This window comes from Streptomyces diversicolor, from assembly GCF_057537855.1.
Genome location: NZ_BAAJXA010000053.1, coordinates 42,393 through 63,414, shown reverse-complemented (window position 1 = coordinate 63,414; position 21,022 = coordinate 42,393). Strand labels below are relative to the sequence as shown.

The 21,022-nt window shown below is 73.3% G+C and carries 20 protein-coding genes; 10 read left to right on the top strand and 10 right to left on the bottom strand.

Translation table 11 applies throughout. The features are described 5' to 3' along the window. Positions 1-139: 139 nt before the first annotated feature. Positions 140-439, bottom strand: a complete 300-nt coding sequence (locus AC27LF_RS39790; protein ID WP_479665011.1) for a DUF5133 domain-containing protein — start codon at positions 437-439, stop codon at positions 140-142. A 303-nt stretch (positions 440-742) separates the two neighbouring features. Between AC27LF_RS39790 and AC27LF_RS39785 the strand changes: the two genes are divergently transcribed. Together AC27LF_RS39785 and glgX are read left to right on the top strand one after the other, a co-directional pair. After that, positions 743-1,258 (top strand): pep a2, encoded by a 516-nt coding sequence (locus AC27LF_RS39785; protein WP_479665012.1) that lies wholly within the window; start codon positions 743-745, stop codon positions 1,256-1,258. A 23-nt stretch (positions 1,259-1,281) separates the two neighbouring features. Next, entirely contained in the window at positions 1,282-3,393 is a 2,112-nt protein-coding gene (gene glgX, locus AC27LF_RS39780; protein WP_479665021.1) for a glycogen debranching protein GlgX, read from the top strand. A gap of 670 nt (positions 3,394-4,063) precedes the next feature. Here glgX and AC27LF_RS39775 read toward each other — a convergent pair. Then, entirely contained in the window at positions 4,064-4,867 is an 804-nt protein-coding gene (locus AC27LF_RS39775; protein WP_479665013.1) for a VOC family protein, read from the bottom strand. 127 nt (positions 4,868-4,994) lie between these two features. On the opposite strand from AC27LF_RS39775, the gene AC27LF_RS39770 reads away from it, so the two are divergent. Continuing rightward, positions 4,995-5,309 (top strand): ANTAR domain-containing protein, encoded by a 315-nt coding sequence (locus AC27LF_RS39770; RefSeq protein WP_479665014.1) that lies wholly within the window; start codon positions 4,995-4,997, stop codon positions 5,307-5,309. A 53-nt stretch (positions 5,310-5,362) separates the two neighbouring features. Here AC27LF_RS39770 and AC27LF_RS39765 read toward each other — a convergent pair whose 3' ends face one another. Further along, positions 5,363-6,157: an RNA polymerase sigma factor SigF gene (locus AC27LF_RS39765; RefSeq protein ID WP_404028696.1), complete on the bottom strand. Its 795-nt coding sequence runs from the start codon at positions 6,155-6,157 to the stop codon at positions 5,363-5,365. Between the two features lie 355 nt (positions 6,158-6,512). Here AC27LF_RS39765 and AC27LF_RS39760 point away from each other — a divergent pair, with 355 nt between their 5' ends. From AC27LF_RS39760 to AC27LF_RS39745, 4 genes are all read left to right on the top strand, one after another. Continuing rightward, entirely contained in the window at positions 6,513-6,941 is a 429-nt protein-coding gene (locus AC27LF_RS39760) for a MarR family winged helix-turn-helix transcriptional regulator (RefSeq protein ID WP_479665022.1), read from the top strand. Next, positions 6,938-7,798, top strand: coding sequence for an ABC transporter ATP-binding protein (locus AC27LF_RS39755; protein WP_479665015.1), 861 nt, complete (start codon positions 6,938-6,940; stop codon positions 7,796-7,798). The genes AC27LF_RS39760 and AC27LF_RS39755 overlap by 4 nt, the downstream gene beginning before the upstream one ends. Next, positions 7,758-8,615, top strand: coding sequence for an ABC transporter permease (locus AC27LF_RS39750; RefSeq protein ID WP_479665016.1), 858 nt, complete (start codon positions 7,758-7,760; stop codon positions 8,613-8,615). Before AC27LF_RS39755 ends, AC27LF_RS39750 begins: the two co-directional genes overlap by 41 nt. A 189-nt stretch (positions 8,616-8,804) precedes the next feature. Beyond that, positions 8,805-9,329 (top strand): hypothetical protein, encoded by a 525-nt coding sequence (locus AC27LF_RS39745; RefSeq protein WP_479665017.1) that lies wholly within the window; start codon positions 8,805-8,807, stop codon positions 9,327-9,329. 12 nt (positions 9,330-9,341) lie between these two features. Here AC27LF_RS39745 and hemC read toward each other — a convergent pair whose 3' ends face one another. From hemC to AC27LF_RS39720, 5 genes are all read right to left on the bottom strand, one after another. Continuing rightward, on the bottom strand, positions 9,342-10,283 hold the full coding sequence (gene hemC, locus AC27LF_RS39740) for a hydroxymethylbilane synthase (RefSeq protein ID WP_479665018.1): 942 nt from the start codon (positions 10,281-10,283) through the stop codon (positions 9,342-9,344). 152 nt (positions 10,284-10,435) lie between these two features. Further along, on the bottom strand, positions 10,436-11,212 hold the full coding sequence (locus AC27LF_RS39735; protein WP_479665019.1) for an NPP1 family protein: 777 nt from the start codon (positions 11,210-11,212) through the stop codon (positions 10,436-10,438). Positions 11,213-11,336: 124 nt separating this feature from the next. Next, complete coding sequence (locus AC27LF_RS39730) at positions 11,337-12,290, bottom strand: ATP-dependent DNA ligase (protein WP_479665023.1); 954 nt, start codon at positions 12,288-12,290, stop codon at positions 11,337-11,339. 1,172 nt (positions 12,291-13,462) lie between these two features. After that, positions 13,463-14,269 (bottom strand): helix-turn-helix domain-containing protein, encoded by an 807-nt coding sequence (locus AC27LF_RS39725; RefSeq protein ID WP_487227836.1) that lies wholly within the window; start codon positions 14,267-14,269, stop codon positions 13,463-13,465. A 192-nt stretch (positions 14,270-14,461) separates the two neighbouring features. Beyond that, positions 14,462-15,010, bottom strand: coding sequence for an SH3 domain-containing protein (locus AC27LF_RS39720; protein ID WP_479665072.1), 549 nt, complete (start codon positions 15,008-15,010; stop codon positions 14,462-14,464). Positions 15,011-15,218: 208 nt separating this feature from the next. Between AC27LF_RS39720 and AC27LF_RS39715 the strand changes: the two genes are divergently transcribed. Further along, complete coding sequence (locus AC27LF_RS39715; protein ID WP_479665073.1) at positions 15,219-15,740, top strand: MarR family winged helix-turn-helix transcriptional regulator; 522 nt, start codon at positions 15,219-15,221, stop codon at positions 15,738-15,740. 272 nt (positions 15,741-16,012) lie between these two features. Further along, positions 16,013-18,346: an ATP-binding SpoIIE family protein phosphatase gene (locus AC27LF_RS39710; protein ID WP_479665074.1), complete on the top strand. Its 2,334-nt coding sequence runs from the start codon at positions 16,013-16,015 to the stop codon at positions 18,344-18,346. On the opposite strand, the gene AC27LF_RS39705 is transcribed toward AC27LF_RS39710, so the two are convergent. Beyond that, positions 18,347-18,958, bottom strand: a complete 612-nt coding sequence (locus tag AC27LF_RS39705; protein WP_479665075.1) for a DNA polymerase ligase N-terminal domain-containing protein — start codon at positions 18,956-18,958, stop codon at positions 18,347-18,349. A 173-nt stretch (positions 18,959-19,131) separates the two neighbouring features. Further along, positions 19,132-19,962: an aldo/keto reductase gene (locus AC27LF_RS39700; RefSeq protein ID WP_479665076.1), complete on the bottom strand. Its 831-nt coding sequence runs from the start codon at positions 19,960-19,962 to the stop codon at positions 19,132-19,134. Between the two features lie 84 nt (positions 19,963-20,046). Here AC27LF_RS39700 and AC27LF_RS39695 point away from each other — a divergent pair, with 84 nt between their 5' ends. After that, a complete protein-coding gene (locus AC27LF_RS39695; protein ID WP_479665077.1) occupies positions 20,047-21,021 on the top strand; it encodes a TauD/TfdA dioxygenase family protein in 975 nt (324 codons plus the stop codon). The last annotated feature ends 1 nt before the right edge of the window (position 21,022 follow it).

Sequence of the window (21,022 nt, the reverse complement as noted above, 5' to 3'; positions counted from 1 at the left end):
CCTGCCGTACTCCACGGCCGGCCGGACGTCCCGTACCGGGATACGGCCGATGGCCGGAGTCGAACTCATGGGTCTCACCTCCGCCGTGCGCGAAGCCGGGCCCGGGGCCCGGCCGTGGATCCGCTCCGCGCGGGAACCTTCAGTGCCTCGCCGCCGTGGAAAGAGGCTTCAGCGGGGGCGCCCGCCGGATCCCGCCGCGGCGTCGCGGCCCGCCGCCCCGCTCCCCTGGGCCGCCGTCCCGGCCGCCGCGCAGATGGCGCTCGGCGGCTTCCGCGGCCTCCCGCGCGCAGCGCTTGCCCATGAGCACGCACAGGGTGTAGCCCGAGTCCTCGAACGTGGCCCGCACCGCGCGGTCGGACGGCGCCGCGAGCATCGCACGTTCCCACGCCCGGTACCGCAGCAACTGCCTGGCCACCTCGGCCTTCGCGGGTATCAGCATGGCCCTGTTCACCCTCCACGCACTCGACTGGGCGCGTCTCCCGGCGGTCGGGTGGACTCCGGGCTCTCGGCGGCACGGGTCCGTTACGGCGATCGAGGCATTTCACCCATGGTGCACGGATGAGCACGCAGCGTCTTGTTGGTTCTTCAACCACTTCCGGTGTGCTCCTGTTGCACGAATGGCGTAGCGCATCCACTGTGGATCTGACTCAGAAGCGACCAGCGCTCGACGCTCCGTGATCGGGGCCCATGCCCGTGGGGGGCGATGACGAGCGGGAGTTCCGCCGGTGAGGAGCAAGCGACGATGAAGACCGCAGTGCCCTGCTACTACCACCTCGACGTGGAAGTCAGCCCCGAGCGGGTGGGACAGGTCAGCCGCATCCTGGCCGCCCACCTGCGCCACTGGAACCTGGAGAACCTGGTGGTCCCCGTCCGCAGCGGCGCGGAACTGCTGCTGCGGGCCATCGACGAACACGCCACGGACAAGCACGCGTCGATCGAGATGTGGTGGAACGGCCAGCACCTCATCACCGCCGTCGGCGACGACGACCGTGATCTGCGCCCCGACCAGGATCTGCGGGCCTGCCTGGCCCGTATCGCGGCGATCAGCGACGGCTGGGGGTGCTGTGCGTCGCAGACCGGCAGCAAGATCATCTGGTTCTCGCAGCGGGCCCGTGCCGGCGAACGCGTCCCGCTGGTCCCGACGGCCCCGGCCCCCAGCCTGCGCCAGGTGCGCCAGGTGCCGCGCGACACTCCGGCCGCCGCACTCGCGGCCCGGGCGGCGGGCGTGCCCCGGGCCGCCCTGGAGGTCGCCCGGTGACGGCACCGGCGTCCCGCACAGGGGTGCCCGTGTGGAGCGGGCACCCCTATCCGTTGGGCGCCGCCTTCGACGGGCAGGGCACCAACTTCGCGCTGTTCAGCGAGGTCGCCGAACGCGTCGATCTGGTCCTGGTCGACGACGCGGGCGCCGAGACGCGTCTGCCGCTGACCGAGGTCGACGGGTTCGTGTGGCACGGCTATGTGCCCGGGGTCGGGCCCGGCCGGCGCTACGGCTACCGTGTGCACGGACCCTGGGACCCCGGCCTCGGCCACCGGTGCAACCCGGCGAAGCTGCTCCTCGACCCGTACGCGCGCGCCGTCGACGGGCAGATCGACAACCACGCCTCGCTCTACGAACGCGACCCCTCGGGCCCCGCCCCGGCCGACAGCGCCGGGCACTCCATGCTCGGCGTGGTGACCGACCCCTACTTCGACTGGGGCGACGACCGCCCGCCGCGGCGGCCGTACGCCGAGACCGTCATCTACGAGGCGCATGTGCGCGGTCTGACCCGCACCCACCCGGACGTCCCGGAGCGGCTGCGCGGCACCTACGCGGCGCTCGCCCACCCGTCCGTCGTCGAGCATCTGACCTCGCTGGGCGTGACCGCGATCGAGCTGATGCCCGTGCACCAGTTCGTGCACGACGGTGTGCTCCAGGACCGCGGGCTGGCCAACTACTGGGGCTACAACACGATCGGCTTCTTCGCGCCGCACAACGCCTACGCCGCGTTCGGCACCCGCGGCCAGCAGGTCAACGAGTTCAAGGCGATGGTCAAGGCGCTGCACGCGGCCGGGCTCGAAGTGATCCTCGACGTGGTCTACAACCACACAGCCGAGGGCAACGAGCACGGACCCACGCTCTCCTTCCGCGGTATCGACAACGCCTCCTACTACCGCCTCGTGGACGGCGACTGGGCGCACTACTACGACACCACGGGCACCGGCAACAGCCTGCTGATGCGGCACCCCTACGTACTCCAGCTGATCATGGACTCGCTCAGGTACTGGGTCACCGAGATGCACGTGGACGGCTTCCGCTTCGACCTCGCGGCCACTCTGGCCCGGCAGTTCCACGAGGTGGACCGGCTGTCGGCGTTCTTCGACCTGATCCAGCAGGACCCCGTCATCAGCCGGGTCAAACTCATCGCCGAGCCCTGGGACGTGGGGGAGGGCGGCTACCAGGTCGGCAACTTCCCGCCGCTGTGGTCGGAGTGGAACGGCAAGTACCGGGACGCCGTACGGGACTTCTGGCGGGCGGAGCCGGGCTCGCTCGGCGAGTTCGCCTCCCGGCTCACCGGGTCCTCCGACCTCTACGCGCACCACAGGCGCCGCCCGAGGGCCAGCGTCAACTTCGTGACCGCGCACGACGGTTTCACGCTGCGCGACCTCGTCTCCTACAACGACAAGCACAACGAGGCCAACGGCGAGGGCAACCGGGACGGCGAGAGCGTCAACCGGTCCTGGAACTGCGGCGCCGAAGGGGACACCGACGATCCCGCGGTCCTCGAACTGCGGGCCCGCCAGCAGCGCAACCTCCTGGCGACGCTGCTGCTGTCGCAGGGCATCCCGATGCTGTGCCACGGCGACGAACTCGGCCGCACCCAGCGCGGCAACAACAACGCCTACTGCCAGGACAGTGAGATCTCCTGGATCGACTGGCGGCTGACCGACGAGCAGCGCGCGCTGATCCGCTTCACCCGGTACGTCATCGCACTGCGCGCCGCCCACCCCGTCCTGCGCCGGCGCCGCTTCTTCCGCGGCGAGACGGCCACCCACGCCGCACAGCCGCTGCCCGACCTGGTGTGGCTGCTGCCCGACGCGCGCGAGATGACCGACCGCGACTGGCAGCGCTCCGACGCGCACTCGGTCGGCGTGTTCCTCAACGGCGACGCCATCGCCGAACGCGACCCCTACGGGCGACGGGTGATCGACGACTCGTTCCTGCTGCTCCTCAACGGCCACTGGGAACCCGTCGACTTCCGCCTGCCCGACGCCACGTACGGCGAGCGCTGGACCGTCCTGATCGACACCGCCGCCCCCGACGGCCTGCCCACCGAACAAGAACACAAGCCCCACACCCACCTCCCCGTACCCCCCCGATCCCTGACCCTCCTGACCCACCCACCCACCCCCTAGCCCCTTGGACGGGGACGCGGAGGTGGATGCGCTGGGCCGTGATGTCGCGGTGAGGATGCGGTGGTTCGAGGGCGGGGGCGGTGTCCTCGGAGGGGGCACGGGGACGAATGCGCCCAGCCGGGATGCTGCGCCACTCGAAGCCCGGGGCTACCGCCCCCGCAGGGGGCGCGGGTAACGGCGCGCTCAACCACAACACTCCCGCACCTGAACGATTGCAGGCGCCCCCGCCAGGGGCGCGGGGAACGGCGCGATCAACCACGATGCTCCCGCACCTGAATGATTGCAGGCGCCCCCGCCAGGGGCGCGGGGAACTGCGCGATCAACCACGACGCTCCCGCACTCGAAGGACTGCGGGCGTCCCCGTCAGGGGCGCGGGGAACTGCGCGCTCAACCACGACGCTCCCGCACCCGAACGACTGCAGATGCCCCGCAGGGGGGCGCGGGGAACTGCGCGACCAGCCCCCACATCGCCGCACTCGAACCGACGACGGAAACCACCACGCCGCCCACCCCACCGCACCCGAACCGACGACGGAAACCACCACGCCCCCCACCCCACCGCACCTGAACCGACGACGGAAACCACCACGCCGCCCACCCCACCTCACCGCACCCACACCAACAAGCCCCACCCAAGCCAACCCCACCCGCCAAAAGCGGACCGCTCAGGTCACCGTCGGGAAGTAACCGTGAACTGCGCCCCATCCGGATCACGCAGCACGGCCTCCGCCGCATCCTCCCGCAACACGCTCCCCCCATGCTTCTCCGCCGCCCGTCCGCACGTGGTCACGTCGGTCACGAAGAAGTGGACCTGCCAGTGCGGCCGGACCGCGGGATCCGGCGCGGCCTCCACCGCGCCGGAGTCGATACGAGCCACCACCGCACCCTCGCTGCGCAGCACGACCTCGCCGCCCTCGTACTCGACCTCGCAGCAGCCGGGCAGCCCCGAGGCCCAGTCGAGGATCTCGCCGTAGAAGAGGGCCGAGTCGAAGGCGTTGCGCGTGTGCAGGCGGATGAAGGTCGGGGACGCCCGCCGCCACGACTCCCAGTTGGAGATCAGCTGGCCCTCCCAGATGCCGAAGGTCGCCCCGTCCCGGTCGGCCAGCAGGGCCGCCCGGCCGGGCGGGAAGGACAGCGGTCCGACCGCGGCCGTACCGCCGCGCTCGCGGGCCCGGCTCACGGCCACGTCCGCGTCCCGCACCGCGAAGTACGGTGTCCATGCCACCGCCATCTGCCACATGGCGGCGACCGCGGCGATCCCGGCGACCGGCACCCCGTTGGCCAGCGCGATCCGGAAGTGGTCGCCGAGCCGGACGCTGCGCCAGCGCCAGCCGAGCACGGCCGAGTAGAAGTCCGCCGTGGCCCCGAGGTCACGGCTGGTGAGACTCACCCAGCACGGTGCGCCGAAAACGGAGTGCGTGGAGATGACGTCCTTCTTCTTCGGATCGCCGGCAAGAGGCGTGTCATGGTTCATCACAGTCGCGTCCTGATCTCATGGACCGGTGGCCCCCGGTCTGACACCAGTGTCCAACCGGAACCCGTTCCCCTGCCTGTCGAACGGTCCGGTGGCAGGCGGCCGGGCGAGTGACGACGATGGACGCATGGGCGACGGCGAGCCGGACCGGATCTTCGAGCTTCAGGAAGAGGTTCACCAGCTGAAGGAGGCGGTCACCTCCCATGCGGTCGTGGACCAGGCGATCGGCATGGTGGTGGCGCTCGGCCGGGTCACCCCGGACGAGGGGTGGGCCGTGCTGAAGGAGGTCTCGCAGCACACGAACATCAAACTGCGCAACGTCGCCGAACTCATCCTCATCTGGGGGCGTACGGGAGACATACCCCCCGAGATCGGCGCCGCACTGGAGGACGCGCTCGACCGGTACGGGCCGACGCAGCTCCCGGGGACGCCGACGGAGTGAACGCGCGGGCCCACGTTCTCGCCCCCGATTCCTCAGCCGCAGCCCGGAATCCCTCAGCCCGGATCGGCGAGCAGTTCCTCGCGCAGCCGGTCGCAGCAGCCGCTGATCAGCCGGGAGACGTGCATCTGTGAGATGCCGAGCTGGCTGGCGATCCGGCTCTGTGTCATACCGCGGAAGAACCGCAGGTAGAGGATGGTGCGCTCGCGCTCGGGCAGCGCCTCAAGGCAGGGTCGTACGGCCGCCCGGTCGACGACGAGGTCGAAACCGGGGTCCGGCGCGCCGAGCGTGTCGCCGAGTGAGCGGCCGTCGGCGCCGGGCGTCTCCGCGTCCAGGGACAGCGCGGCGAAGCACTCCAGGGCCTCAAGTCCGGTGCGCACCTCCGCCTCCGTCAGCCGCGTGTACTCGGCGATCTCGGCGACGGTGGGCACCCGGCCGGTCGTCGCCGACGCCAGTTCCTTGACGGCGCCGCGGACCCGGTTGCGCAGGTCCTGGACCCGGCGCGGCACGTGCAGGGTCCACATGTGGTCGCGGAAGTGCCGCTTGATCTCGCCGGTGACGGTCGGCACCGCGTACGCCTCGAAGGCCCGGCCGCGCGAGGGGTCGTAGTGGTCGACGGCCTTGACCAGGCCGAGCGCCGCCACCTGGTAGAGGTCTTCGAGCGCCTCTCCACGGCCGCGGAAGCGGACGGCGATCCGTTCGGCCATGGGCAGCCAGGTCCCGACCAGTTCGTCGCGCAGTGCCCGGCGCTCCGGGCCCTCGGGCAGTGCCGCGAGCCGTTCGAACGCGGCGGCCGTGTCGGGGGCGTCGTCGTGTGGATGGGGCTTGGCCCTGGTGGTGGTACCCGTCATGGGTGCGCACCTCCCTCAGCGTGTGCCGGATGGACGGACAGCGTGGGAGACGCGCGCTCGGACCGGTGGGAGGGTCCGGGGCGGCCGCATCTACGGGCCGAGCCCCCACGGACGTGCCTCCTGTCCGAAGCACTTTTCAGGAGATTCCCGTGACCTGTTATGTCGAAACAGATCCGCCTAAAGCGTGATATCCAGCCTACGCTTCTTGACTTGCCCTTTGGTCTTCCCCGCAGGGCGAATACCTCTGTAGGAGAGGTAATCTTCTCGTGTGGAAACGGATCGCCCGGAAACGGATCGCCCGGCAGCCGATCGTGCGCGGCCCGGCCGTGCGGCGGCCGAGACCTTCTCCGAGGAACTGGCCGACACCCTGGTCGGGATCCAGCGGCTGATCCGCCGCCGGCTGCGCGGCGGACTGACCGGCCCCCGGCTGCGCGGCGCCGAAGTGGAACTGCTCCGCCTGGTTCAGACCCGGCCCGGCATCGGCATCAAGGAGGCCGCCCGGGAGCTGCACCTGGCCGGGAACTCCGTGTCGACACTGGTCAACCGGCTCGCCAAGGACGGTCATCTGGTCCGCGAGACCGACCCGGCCGACCGGCGTGCCGCGCGCCTGCACCTCACCGAGGCGGCCCGCAGGCGGTTGCACGACTGGCAGCGCCGCCGGGCCGCCCTGGTCGGCCTGCATGTGGCGCGGCTGACCGAGGCGGAGCGCGACGCCCTGCGCGCGGCGCTCCCCGCGCTGCACCGGCTGGCCGTCACCCTGCACGAGGAGGCCGAGCAACCATGACGTCCGACACCACCGCGGGCCCGGCACAGGCCGTCGTCTGCACCGGCCTCGCCCACAGCTTCGGCGAGACGAGGGCGGTGGACGGGCTCGACCTCACCGTGCGGGAGGGCGAGGTCTTCGGACTGCTCGGCCCCAACGGCGCCGGCAAGACCACGGCGATCCGCTGCATCACCACGCTGCTGCCCGTCCCCGCCGGCATGGTCCGCGTCTTCGGCCACGACCCCGCCGCCGAACGCATGGCGGTGCGCCGCCTGCTCGGCTACGTCCCGCAGCAACTGTCCGCCGACGCCGGCCTCACCGGCCGGGAGAACGTCGTCCTGTTCGCCCGGGTCTTCGACATCCCTCGCCGCGAACGCGCCGCCCGGGTCGGCCAGGCCCTGGCCGCCGTCGGCCTCACGGACGCCGCCGACCGGCTGGCGGGCACCTACTCCGGGGGCATGGTGCGCCGCCTTGAGCTGGCCCAGGCCCTGGTCAGCGCGCCCCGGCTGCTGATCCTCGACGAGCCGACCATCGGCCTCGACCCGATCGCCCGCACCGGCGTATGGGACCACATCAACGCCGTCCGCGCGGTCACCGGCATGACCGTCCTGGTCACCACCCACTCCATGGACGAGGCGGACCAGTACTGCGACCGCGTCGCCCTCATGCACCGCGGCCGTATCCGCGCCCTCGGCACCCCGGCCGCACTGCGGCGGCAGCTCGCCGACCGCCGCCGGGCCGAGGGCGCGCCTGCCACGGCTGCGCCGCCCACGCTTGAGGACGTCTTCCGGGACATAGCGGGCAGCGGTCTCGACGACCAGTCAGGAGGTTTCCGCGATGTCCGAAGCACCCGCCGCACCGCCCGCCGCGTCGGCTGACGGCGCCCCGGACGCGGGGGCCCTGCTGCTGCGCCCGCCCGAGCCCCGGGCCGGCTGGCGGCTGCTGCCCGCCCGGGTCGTCGCGATGTGCGCCGTCGAACTGCAAAAGCTGCGCCACGACCGCACCGAGCTGTACACGAGGGCGGTCCAGCCCGCGCTGTGGCTGCTGATCTTCGGTCAGACCTTCACCCGGATCCGGGCGATACCCACCGGCGGCATCCCCTACATCGACTACCTCGCGCCCGGCATCATCGCCCAGTCCGCGATGTTCATCGCCATCTTCTACGGCATCCAGATCATCTGGGAACGCGATGCCGGCATCCTGAACAAGCTCCTGGTCACGCCGACCCCGCGGTCGGCGCTCATCACCGGCAAGGCGTTCGCCGCCGGCGTGAAAGCGCTGATCCAGGCCGTCGTCGTCATCGTCATCGCCGCGCTGCTCGGGGTCGCGCTCAGCTGGAACCCGCTGAAGCTGCTCGGCGTCGCGCTGGCCGTGGTCCTCGCGTCCGCCTTCTTCTCCTGCCTGTCGATGACCATCGCGGGCATCGTGCTCAGCCGCGACCGTCTGATGGGCTTCGGGCAGGCGATCACCATGCCGCTGTTCTTCGGCTCCAACGCCCTCTATCCGCTGTCCGTCATGCCCGGCTGGCTCCAGGCGGTCAGCAAGGTGAACCCGCTGAGCTACGAGGTGGACGCCCTGCGCGGGCTGCTCCTGGACACTCCGGCGCACCCGGGACTCGACTTCGGCGTCCTCGCCGTGGCCGCCGCCCTCGGCATCGCCGCGGCCTCCTCCCTGCTCGGCCGGCTGGCTCGCTGATCGTGCCGCGGACGTGATGTGCGGCACGCGCCGCACCCCGCCTCGACGGCCCCTGAACGGATTCCCGCTGCGCAACGCTTGATCAGCGATCAAAGGGGGCGAATCACCTGCCCATGGCGTATTCCGCTCATTTGACAGTGCGCTGAGCGCACAGATAGACAGCAGCTCTCCGAGGCCGAAAGGGGCGCTGTGTACGAGCCGAACGTGGTCGGTGACTGGCAGGAGTACGACGAGCATGCCGGTCTGCGGGTCCGCGTCCACCGTCTGGAGAGGGCGCAGCCGCCGCGCGGGCGCGACGACGCCGCCGACGGACTGACGTACTTCAGCGTCCGGGTGACCGTCGAGAACCGGGGCGCGCGGCACTGCTCCGTGCAGCTGGAGGACGGCCAGATCGATGTCCGGGTCGGCCCCGACGGGGAGGGCGCGTTCATCGACTGGCGCAACTCCCAGTTCATCGAGGGCTTCGACGTCTACCCGCTGCGCCGGGTCACCGCCGTGCTGTACGCGGCGGGCGGCGAGGCGTCCCTGTCGCAGGTGGACGTCCAGGTGCAGCTGCGCGTCGACGAGGAGTGGACCGACCGCCGGCTGTGGGCGGGCGGCATCGGGCTGGCCGAGGGCCCGGCCGCGGCGGCCCCGGCGGGCGCCTGCCAGGGCGGCCTGGCCCACCAGGTGAGCACATTCCTGCGGGACCAGGCGGAGCCGGAGGGTGCCTGAGCGCCGCGGGTGTCAGTGCGGGATGCCGTCGATGATCTCGCGGGCGCCCTGCCGCAGCAGGGACACCGCCACCGAGGTGCCCAGGGTGGCGGCATCGAGCCGGCCCGCCCATTCGTGGGCGTTCAGCCGCGTCTTGCCGTCGGGGGTGAACACACACGCCCGCAGGGACAGCTCGCCGCCGCGGTCCACGCGGGCGTAACCGGCGATGGGGCTGTTGCAGTGCCCCTGCAGGACGTGCAGGAACATGCGTTCCGCCGTCGCCTCGCGATGGGTGTCGGGATCGCCGAGACCGCTGACGGCGTCGATCAGTTCGGCGTCGTCCTCGCGGCACTGCAGGGCGAGGATGCCCGCGCCGATCGGCGGCATCATCGTCTCCGGCGACAGCACCTCGCTGATCATGTCGGGCCGCCCGATGCGCTCAAGACCGGAGACCGCCAGCAGCAGCGCGTCCGCCTCGCCCGCGGCGAGCTTCGCCAGCCGCCGGTTGGCGTTGCCGCGCAGCGGCACGCACTCCAGGCGCGGATGGGTGGCGGCCAGCTGGGCGACGCGGCGCACCGCGGAGGTGCCGACGCGGCTGCCCGCCGGCAGTTCGTCCAGGGTGAGACCGCCCGGGTGCACGAGCGCGTCGCGGATGTCGTCGCGCTTCAGGAACGCGGCGAACACGGTGCCCGCGGGCAGCGGCCGGTCGGCCGGCACGTCCTTCACACAGTGCACCGCGAGATCCGCCCGGCCGGCCAGCAGCGCGGCGTCCACCTCCTTGGTGAACGCGCCCTTGCCCTCGACCAGGGAGAGGTCGCCCAGCCACTTGTCACCGGTCGTCTTCACCGGCACGACCTCGGTGCGCACCTGCGGGTACAGCGCCGTCAGCTCGGTGCGGACGCGCTCGACCTGGGCGAGGGCCATGGGCGAATCACGGGAGACGATACGGACGAGTTCCGGGACGGCCATGGACATACGATAGACCTTCTTCCCCCTCTCGCCGGCCCACCGCCGGGCGGTTCCCGGCCACCGCGCGGCCCGGTGCCGGTGGTGCCTCCGCGGCCACCGGGCGGCGGCCGGTCCGGACGGGGCCACGCCCCGCCGCGGCGGGGCGTGGCCCCGTCGGCTCAGGCGTACGGGTCGAAGGCGATGCCCGACGGCTTGGCCGAGGCGAGGTGGGAGGCGAAACTCGCGTCCTTCAGGCCGAAGTTGGCGCTGCCGAAGTCGTACGCGCTCAACTTGTCACGCAGCCCCGCCGGGTAGCCGTTCCAGCCGACCAGCGGCGGGTACTGCCAGGTGCCCTTGTGGTTCTCCGGCGGTTCGTCGTTGGAGTTGGCCAGCCGGAAGCAGTGCGTGCTGACGCCGTCCTTGTGGTACACGATCTTGGCGTGGGTGCCCTCGAAGCGCACCGAGGAGGCCGCGTGCACGGTGAACGAGCCGTGGTTGGACGTCGACACGTACTGCACCTGGCCGTTCTGCACCCACACCGCGACGTGCTCCCAGTCGTGCCGGTGGCCGCCGAGGCTGATGCCGGGTATCGCCTGGTCCTTCTCGAAGTACAGGCCGTACAGATAGGCGCACCAGCCGTTGTTGCACTTGTAGCGCGAGTAGGTGTTGGTGTCGTCCAGGTCGGAGGCGTCGCGGCAGTTGCCGTTGAGGGCACCGGTCGGGTTCAGACCCGGGTTGACGGTGCCGTCCGGCCCGATGGCGGCCGTCGAGTAGCAGCCGTCGGTGTCGTAGTCGAAGGCGGGCTGGTACGTCAGCTCCGCCGCCTCGGCGTTGACGGGCAGCGCCGGCGGCGGGGCGGCGAAGGCGACGGCGGGGAAGGCGATGACGAGGGCGGCGGCACCGGCCAGCCCGGTGAGCCAGCGCCCGGGCCGGATACGGAACGTCCGTGACGACACTGCGTCCTCCAACGACGGTTGGGGGTGGGGGAGTTCAGGATCGCGGGCGATCAGTACGTTGCCAAGAAGGCCCGGGCGTCCCACCGGTGAAGCCGCGCCCAACACTTGGCTCCCGGCACGCGCGTCACACGGCGTCGTCGGGCAGGTCGGCGGCCGACTCCTCGGGCGTGAGGTCCGGCCGCAGCCGGTACCAGGACGGCTGACGCAGCAGCCCCGCCCGGGTACGGGTGCTGTAGCCGACCTCGCCGACCAGCCGGGGCAGCACCCAGCGGGCCCCGGCGATCCGCGGGACGGGGTCGAAGGGGCACACGCCGGTCGCGGCGGCCCGCAGCAGCGCCGCCAGCTCCGCACGCTCGGACTCGCTCCAGCCGGTGCCCACCCCGCCGACGTACCGCAGCCGGCCGGCGGCGCGCTGGCCGACCAGCACCGCGCCGGGCAGCCCCGCGAGCCGCCCCTTGCCCGGCAGCCAGCCGCCGACGACGACGTCCGCGGTGCGCATGTTGCGGATCTTGATCCAGGCGCGGGAGCGCACACCCGGTTCGTACACCGAGTCCAGTCGCTTGCACACCAGACCCTCCAGGCCGTGCTCCCGGGTGGCCCGCAGCGCCTCGGCGCCGTGCCCGACCACGGCGGCCGGGGTGGACCAGTGGGGGCCGTCGAGCCCCAGGTCCTCCAGCCGTGTCCGGCGCCGTGCGTACGGCAGTGCGAGCAGCGGGCGGCCGAGGTGCGGCACGTCGAACAGCACGAGGTGGACGGGGATCCGGGCCGCCCGGCGCGCCGCCCGTTCGGGGGCGTGCGCCAGGCCCATGCGGCTCTGCAGCAACTGGAAGTCGGAGCGTCCGCGGTCGTCCAGGGCCAGCACCTCACCGTCCAGGATCGCGGGCGTGCCGCCCAGGGCGCCGCCCAGCGCGCGCAGTTCGGGGTAGGCGCCGGTGATGTCCTCGCCCGAGCGGGCGCGCAGCAGCAGGCTGCCGTCGCCGGGCAGATAGGCCATGACACGCTGGCCGTCCTGTTTCGTCTCGTAGGCCCACCGGGCGTCCTGGGCGGCGGGCGGCAGCGTGCCGGGGGTGGCGAGCATCGGCGGGATCGTCGCAAGGGTCGCGGTCACGGCAGAAGGTGTCGACCGCCTCCGGCCTGCTCACGCGCCTTTGCCCGCCGGTTCCCCTGAACGGGCCCGTCCCGGCGGCCGGCACACGGCGACGCCCGGCGTCCTCCGACTGGCGTGCCGGCGGGCCGAGTTGGGCCCGCGGGAGGCCGGGCCCGCGCCTCGCGCCGCCCCGCCCGGCCGGCCGGGCCGGAAGGCCCGGCACACGGCGTCCGACGGACCACGCGAACTCCTCGCGCTGCGCGAGGAGTTCCGCGGCACGGAAGCGACGGCTGCGCGGAGGCGATGGCTGCGCGGAGGCGATGGCGGCACGGTCGTGGGCGGGTACGCCGTCGGGCGCGGGGTCGTGGGTGGCGGGGCGGTTGTCGGGTGCGGGGCCGTGCGCATCGGGGCGGCTGTCGGGTACAGGGCGGCGCTTGGCGGGGCGGTGCGCATCGGGGCGGCGGCCGTCGGGCGCGGGATCATGCGTGGCGGGGAGGTTGTCGGGTGCGGGGCGGTGCGGGCGGGGCTGTGCGCATCGGGGCGGCTGTCGGGTGCGGGATCATGCGTGCCGGGGCGGCCCCCGGGCCGGTGCCGGGGGCGCACCGCCCCGGCGTCCGGGCCCGAGGGTGGCGCCGGTCCCCGTCCCCACGGGTCCGGCGCGCGGGGCCGCCTCCGCTCAAGGGCGGCCCCGGCTTGGAACGCCCCTCCACACACCGGGGAGGCGTCATGCTTGAGTTAGGCAACCATATGCGCCTTACTTGACTTACGCAAGCGAATGCCCCGCCCCTGGGCCGGGGCGCGACCCCCTGAACGCCACCCCTTCGGACACCCGGTTTCCGGCCCGTGGCGCGGGACGGCGGGCCCTCGTCCGGGCGGACGAGTCGGAGACCAGCGAACCGCCCGCCGCCTCAACGGAGTTGGCGGGCTACCGGGCGGGGGGCGCGGCCCTTGGGGCGGAGAGGGTGCGGCAGCCGGCGGAGCACCGGAGCCCGGGCGCTCGCCGTGGGCATGCCAGACATGGCGCTCCACCCATGGGGCAGGCCGCCGCGACCCGGCTCGCTGGGAAGTCGCCGCCTGACGGGCCCGGGGTGGGCGGCCGGTCGGGCCGAAGGTGCTGTCAGGCCGGTTCGATGGAGTGGGGCCGTCGACGGGCGGGGCGCCGGTCACCGCCCCGCACCGGCTCCCGCGGCCTCGTCGGAGGCGTCGATGTACAGGCCCGTGCAGGCCAGCCTGCCCTCCACCGCCGCGCACGCCTCCACGCCCCGGGACGAGGGCACCGCGAGCATCGGGCTGGTGTACCCGGTGGGGTCCGCGGCGGAATAGGTCGCCGACAGCACGTCCTGGCCGGCCCGCACGGACACCTCACGGGCCCGCGGCGAGCGCACCCGCACCTCCGACCAGACGGTTCCGCAGGCGGGCGAGTAGCGCAGCCTGACGTCGTACCCGGTGTCCGAAACGGCGCTCTCGGTGCGCGCGTCCCGGGCGCAGGCCGACGCGTCCGGCAGGGCGCCCCGGCATGACGCGGCGTGGCAGCGGGGTGCCGCCACGACGTTCTGCGCCCCCTGCGGCCCGTGCCGGTCGAAGACCGCGAAGGCGGCGGCCGTCGCGGCGGCCACGGCCAGCAGCGCGAGCGCCGACAGCGGCAGCCGCGGCAGTCGTGGCAGCCGGGGCCGCGGCGGGCGGGGCCGGCCGGCCGCCACGGGCGCCCCCGGGCACGGCGGGCCGTCGGCGGCGTCCCACAGCGCCACGACCGGGCCGGGATCGACGTCGGCGAGCCGGGCGAGCGCCTCGACGGCCGAGCGGGGCGGGCGCTGGAGGCCGGTCAGATACCGGTGCCAGGCGGACTTGCTGTACGGGGTGCGGGCGGCCAGTGCCGCCAGGCTCAGTCCCGTACGGTCCTTGAGTGCGCGCAGCCGCACCGCCAGCGGCTCGTCGGCAGAGGTGGGTCCGGGGGGTGGCGGCTGCCGCATGGTGCGTCCCTCGACTCCTTTTCCGCTATGGGCACTTCGCCCCTGATGTCGCCATGGCTTCCCGGCCGCATGGCGGCCCAACCGGTCTGGGGCACAAGAGGGGTGAGGTGGCGACAGACCGAAGGCCCGTTCGGGAACGCGGGGTTTCCGAACGGGCCTTCGGTGGTCAGGGCGTGCGGCGGGCCGGAGCCGTCAGCACCACGGCACGGCGGTGCCGACCCGCACATAGCGCGCGGAGACGTAGCCCTTGTGGTGCGCCAGCCGGTACCAGGTCCGGTTGCCCGAGACCCGCGAACCGTGCGTCTTGCAGGTGATCGTCACGAGCCGGTTGACGTGCCGGTGGCCGACCACGCGGTACCCGGTGCCCGGTCCGGAGCGGACGTTCAGCCGGACGTGGTGGGTGGCCACCCGTCCGTGGTGGGTGGTCACCCGTCCCGTGGTGGACAGGCCCTGCCGGTACGCGGTCCGCAGGGCGATGCCGTGCACCCGGTGCGTGGCGTGGTGCCGGTGGTGTCCGTGGTGCGAGTGGTGCCAGTGGTGGTGCCGGTGCTCGGCGCCGTGCCGCGCCGGGTTGTGCCGGGCGGGGGCGGGCAGCACTGACGAGAGGGCGGACTGGGCCGCGGCGGCCGGCGCGGGCAGCGGTGCCGTCCCGCCCGCGTCGGCGGCCGACGCCGCCGTGGGCAGCAGCGCGAGCACCGCGACGGTGGCCAGCAGGCCGCTCTTCACGGTCCGTCGGATCATGGAAACCTCCGGGCTGTCGTTCTCGTGACCACGAGCCGTGATCACGACAGCCAGCGTTTCCGTGACGGCCGGTCAGAATGCCGTTCCCGCGTCCCGCGGGACGCCCGGGACGTGCCCGGGACGGACCGCCCGCCCCCGCCGCGGCCACGGGTGCCGTGCGGGCCCTCCGAATTACTTGAGTTACGCAACGACATGGTAAAGTGCGAGCATGTCCACGAAACCGCCGCCCGGCGCTCCCGCCGCCTCCGCCGAGGTCGTCGAGATCGAGCGCGCGCTCTCGCGCATCACGTATCTGAGCACCCGGGCCCGGCAGCACGACCGGCTGATGGCGCTGGCCGGGGTGCCGCTGGACCGCGCCGCGGTGGCGCTGCTGCGGCAGATCGTGGACGCCGAGCCGCTGCGGCCCGGCGAACTGGCCCAGCGGCTCGGCGTCGAGGCGTCCCATGTGACGCGCACGGTGCAGCAACTCCAGAAGGCCGGCTATGTCAGCCGTGTCCCCGACCCGGACGACCGCCGCGCCCAGCGGATCGAGCTGACCGACGCCGGCCGGGAGGCCGTCGGCCGGGTCCGGGACGCCGGGGCACGGGGCATGCAGGTCGCGCTGGCCGACTGGACGCCCGAGGAACTGCGGCAACTCGCCACTCTGTTCCACCGCATGGTCGACGACTTCCTCGCCCACTCCGCCGACGACGACCCCACCGAACCAGGCGCCCCCCTGCCGCCACCCTGACGCGCCACCGCCACGAGGGCCGCGCCCCCGAAGGGACGCGGGAAACGGCGCGACCACCCCCGACGGCGCGGTAGACGAAGGGCGTGCCCGGCTCGCTGTCCCACCCGGCCGACCGCGCCGTGCGCCGTCACGAGGGTGGCGCCCCGAAGGGGCGCGGGGAACTGCGCGACCAGCCACGACGGCGCGGCAGACGAACGGCGTCCCCGCCCCGCTGTCGGCCGCGCCCAGCGCCCCGCTTGATGCGGGGCGCCGATGGGATCATCCTGGGGCATATGGAACACCTCGTGGCCACGGCGGTGATCGATGCCCTCGGGATCGTCACGGCGTGGAGCGAGGGCGCGCAGAAGCTGACCGGTCACCGGGCCGAGGAGATCGTGGGCAGGCCGGCGGCCCGACTGCTCGCCGAGCGGATGCCACCGGGGACCTTCGAGACGCAGACCGGGGTCGTCGCCCTGCGGCACCGCGACGGCCACCGCATGGAGCTGGCCCTGACGGCGTGCCCCGTGCTCGGCCCGGCCGGGCGGCCCGGCGGGCACGTGGTCACCGCGGCCCGGCCCGGACCCGCTCTGGCCGAGCACGCCTTCCAGCAGGCGTCCATGTCCATGTCGGTCTTCGACACCCGCCAGCGCTACCTCCGCCTCAACGAGAAGGCATGCCAGGTGCTCGGCATCCCCGAGGAGGCACTGCTCGGCCGGTACTACCCGGACACCCTGGAGGACACCGAGCACACCCGCGGCTTCCTCAGCCAGCTGCGCCGGGTCGCCGAGACCGGCGCGCCCGTCCGCTACGAGACCTTCACGGGCGCGCCCGCCCTGGACCGGGAGCAGGCCTGGGACATCGAGATGTGGCCGCTCAGGGACGCCTCGGGCGAGCTGACCGGCGTCGCCCTGGCCGCGTTCGACAGCAGCGAGCAGTACTGGGCCCGCCGGCGGCTGGCCCTGCTGAACGAGGCGGCGACCGGCATCGGCACCACCCTGGACGTCGTACGCACCGCCCAGGAACTGGTCGCCATCCTGGTCCCGCGGTACGCCGACTTCGCCAGCGTCGATCTGCTGGACTGGGTGCTCGGCACCGACGAGCAGCCCCCGCGGGTGCCGCACACGGACCTGGTGCTGCGCCGCGTCGCCCACGGCTCCGCCACACACGGCACCCCGGAGGCCGCCGTGCGCGTCGGGGACCAGGACCCCTGCCCGTCGTTCTCCCCGCCGGCCCGGGCCCTGCGCGAGGGCCGGGTGGTGTTCAGCAAGGGCGGCGACCCGGAGCTCGCCCGGTGGGTCGACGAACGCAACGCGCGCTCCCCCGAGGGCAGGCCGCACCGCAAGGGCGTCCACTCGATGCTGGCGGTGCCGCTGCGGGCCCGCGGCATCACACTCGGCGTCGCGGTTGCCGTACGCATGGGCCACCCGGAGGACTACGGCGGTGACGACGCCGCGTTCGCCGAGGAACTGGCCAGCCGCGCCGCGGTCTGCATCGACAACGCCCGCCGCTTCGCCCGCGAACGCCACACCGCACTCGCCCTCCAGCACAGCCTGCTGCCCAGCGGACTGCCCCCACAGGCCGCGGTGGACGTGGCCCACCGCTATCTGCCCTGCGGGTCGCTGGCGGGCATCGGCGGTGACTGGTTCGACGTGATACCCCTGTCGGGCAGCAGGGTCGCGCTGGTCGTCGGCGACGTCGTGGGGCACGGCATCCAGTCCTCGGCGACCATGGGACGGCTGCGCACGGCCGTACGGACGCTGGCCGACGTGGACCTCGCCCCCGACGAACTGCTGACCCACCTGGACGACCTGGTCACCCACCTCGCCGCGGACGGCGACGGCGGCGAGGTCGCCGAGTTGGGCGCCACCTGCCTGTACGCGGTCTACGACCCGGTCTCGCGCCGGCTGTCGCTGGCCGCCGCGGGCCACCCGGCGCCGGCCGTCGTACGGCCCGGCGCCGCCGCGGAACTCGTAGCACTGCGGGCCGGGCCGCCGCTGGGCGTCGGCGGTCTGCCGTTCGAGGCGACGGAGCTGGAACTGCCGGAGGGCTCGCTCGTCGCCCTGTACACCGACGGCCTCGTCGAGGGCCGCGACCTCGACGTGGACCGGGCGACCGGCAGGCTGCTGCGGGCCCTGACCACGCCCGCGGACACGACCGACGCCCTGTGCGACCGGCTGCTGAAGGCCGTCCTCGACGAGCAGCCCGGCGACGACGTGGCCCTGCTGCTGGCCCGTACCCGGGCGCTCGGCGCCGACCGCGTGGCCACCTGGGACGTGCCGCCCGACCCCGCGCACGTGGGCACCGCCCGGGAGGCGGTGATCGACCGGCTGACCACCTGGGGCCTTCAGGAGACCGCCTTCGTCACCGAACTCGTCGTCAGCGAACTGGTCACCAACGCGATCCGCTACGGCGCGTCCCCCATCCAGCTGCGGCTGATCCGCGACCGCGCGCTCATCTGCGAGGTCTCCGACGGCAGCTCCACCTCCCCGCATCTGCGCCGGGCGCACGCCTTCGACGAGGGCGGCCGGGGACTGCTGCTGGTCGCCCAGCTCACCCAGCGCTGGGGCAGCCGGCAGACGGGCGGCGGCAAGACGATCTGGGCGGAGCAGCCGCTGCCCGAGCAGTGATCACCGGGCCGGGGAGCCGTCGTCCGCGGCCACCTGGGCGAGGGTCCGGCCGGTGCGGACCGAGCGGGCCCGGCGCGGGTCGGGCGTGCCGTGCCCCGAGGACGTGCCCGGGCCCTTGCGGACCAGCAGCCAGGCGTCCTCCCCGTCGCGCCCCCGGAACCGGGTCAGCGCGTACTCGCCGCGCAGCTTGGTGCCGTGCAGCCGGAACGTGGCGTGCCCGTTTGCCAGCGAGCGGGCGAAGTCGACGGGCCGCCCGGCACGGTCGTGGCTGAGCGGTTCGTACGTCCCGCGGTCCCAGACGATCACCGTCCCGCCCCCGTACTCGCCCCGCGGGATGACGCCCTCGAAGTCCTCGTACTCCAGCGGATGGTCCTCGGTCGGCACGGCGAGCCGCTTGTCGCGCGGATCGCCGGACGGGCCCTTCGGCACCGACCAGGACTTCAGCACGTCGTCGACCTGCAACCGGAAGTCGAAGTGCATCCGGCGCGCGTCGTGGATCTGGACCACGAAGCGGGGCTGTTCGCCGCCGCGGGCCGCCGCGCCCCGCGGCTCACGGGTCCGCCCGAAGTCCCGCTTGCCGCGGTACGTCCGCAACCGGTCGTCGCTGCCCACGCGCGGCTCCTTCCATGCGTATGCCTCCGGCCGGGTACCCGCCACGACCCCGCTGACGCCAACCTGATCCGGACCGTCTTTCGCCATCGCCCGGGGGCGCCATCGCCGTGTGCGGCTGCGGGTGTGTCGTGGCTGGTCGCGCAGTTCCCCGCGCCCCTGACGGGGCGGGGTGTTCAGAATTCCTCGTGGGTTTCGGGGTCCCCGCCCAGGCGCCGGTGTGCGCGGTCCGCGATCGCGGACATCTGGGCGTCGCTCAGCTCGAAGCCGAACACATCCAGGTTCGCGCGCTGCCGGTCCGGGTCGGCCGACTTCGGAATGGGTACGGCGCCCAGCTGGACGTGCCAGCGCAGCACCGCCTGGGCGGGCGTCACCCCGAGCGCGTCGGCGACCGCCACCACGGCCGGGTCGGTGAGCAGCCGGACGTCCCGGCCGAGCGGGCTCCAGCTCTCCGTGACGATGCCCTTGCCCGCGTGGAAGGCGCGCAGGGCGTCCTGCGGGAAGAGGGGATGCATCTCGATCTGGTTGACGGACGGCAGCACCCCCGTCTTCTCCTCCAGTTGCCCGATGTGCTCGGCGGTGAAGTTGGAGACGCCGATGGAACGGACGAGTCCGTCCTCGCGCAGCTTGATCATGGCCCGCCAGGCGTCGACGTACTTGCCGACGCGGGGCAGCGGCCAGTGGATCAGATACAGGTCGACGTACTCCACGCCGAGCCGGCGCCGGGACTCCTCGAAGGAGGCCAGGGTCTCCTCGTACCCGTGGTGGCGGCCCGGCAGCTTCGTCGTCACCACGACCTCCTCCCGGGGCACGCCGCTGCTCGCGATGCCCCGGCCGACCCCCGACTCGTTGCGGTAGTTCGTCGCGGTGTCCACGAGGCGGTAGCCGGCCGCCAGCGCGCCGCGCACCGCCTCCTCGGCCTGGGCGTCGCTCATCGGCCAGGTGCCGAGCCCGAGGGCCGGGAGCGTCGTACCGTCGTTGAGCGGTTGCGTCGGAATGCTGATCACGGTGGGACCTTCCGTCGGCTGTGTCCTGCACCCAGCGTCACGGATAGGGTGGGCGGTGATCAACCGGACGGGTGGGACGGGGCCATGACGACGGACAGGGGCACGGGACGGCGGGCGGAACCGGTCGCCGGAATCGAGGTGCGACCGGTGGCCGGGCACATCGGAGCCGAGATCACGGGCGTCGACCTGGCGGCCGGCCTCGACGCCGCGTCGGTCGCCGTGATCCGGGAGGCGGTGCTGCGCTGGAAGGTGGTGTTCTTCCGCGGGCAGCGGCTGGACCACGCCGGCCATGTCGCCTTCGCGCGCCGGTTCGGCGAGCCGGTGGTGCTCGGGCGGCGCGGCAGCGCCTCGCCGGCCCGGTACCCGGAGGTGGAGACCACCGCCGACCGGCTTGAGCTGGGCGGCCGGTTCGGCATGGAGCACGAGGAGTGGCTGGACCGGCGCCGGCACACCCTGCTGCGCGGCTGGCACTGCGACCACGGGGCGCGGATCGACCCGCCCGCCGCGACGATCCTGCGCGCCGAGACCGTCCCGCCCTACGGCGGCGACACCACCTGGTCCAACCTGGCCGCCGCCTACGCCGGGCTGTCGGCGCCGGTGCGTGCCTTCGCCGACACCCTGCGCGCCGAGCACCGGCTCGGCGTCGGCTACCAGTCCCGCCCGGGCGACGACGCCTATCTGCGTCATCTGCTGGACCATCAGGTGGCCTCCGTGCACCCGCTGGTGCGGGTGCACCCTCAGACGGGCGAGCGGGTGCTGTACGTCAACGGCTACTACGTCGAACGCATCGTGGACGTCTCCCGGCCGGAGAGCGCGGCGCTGCTGGAGATGCTGCTGGCCCAGGCGGTACGGCCCGAGTACACCGTCCGCTTCCGCTGGGAGCCGGGCAGCGTGGCCTTCTGGGACAACCGGGCCACCATCCACCTCGCGCCGTCGGACAACGCCCATCTGGGCTTCACGCGGACCATGCACCGGGTCATGCTCGCCGGTGAGGTGCCGGTGGGCGTGGACGGCAGGCCGTCGGAGCCGATCACCGGTACCCGGCCCGGCCGTTGGTGAG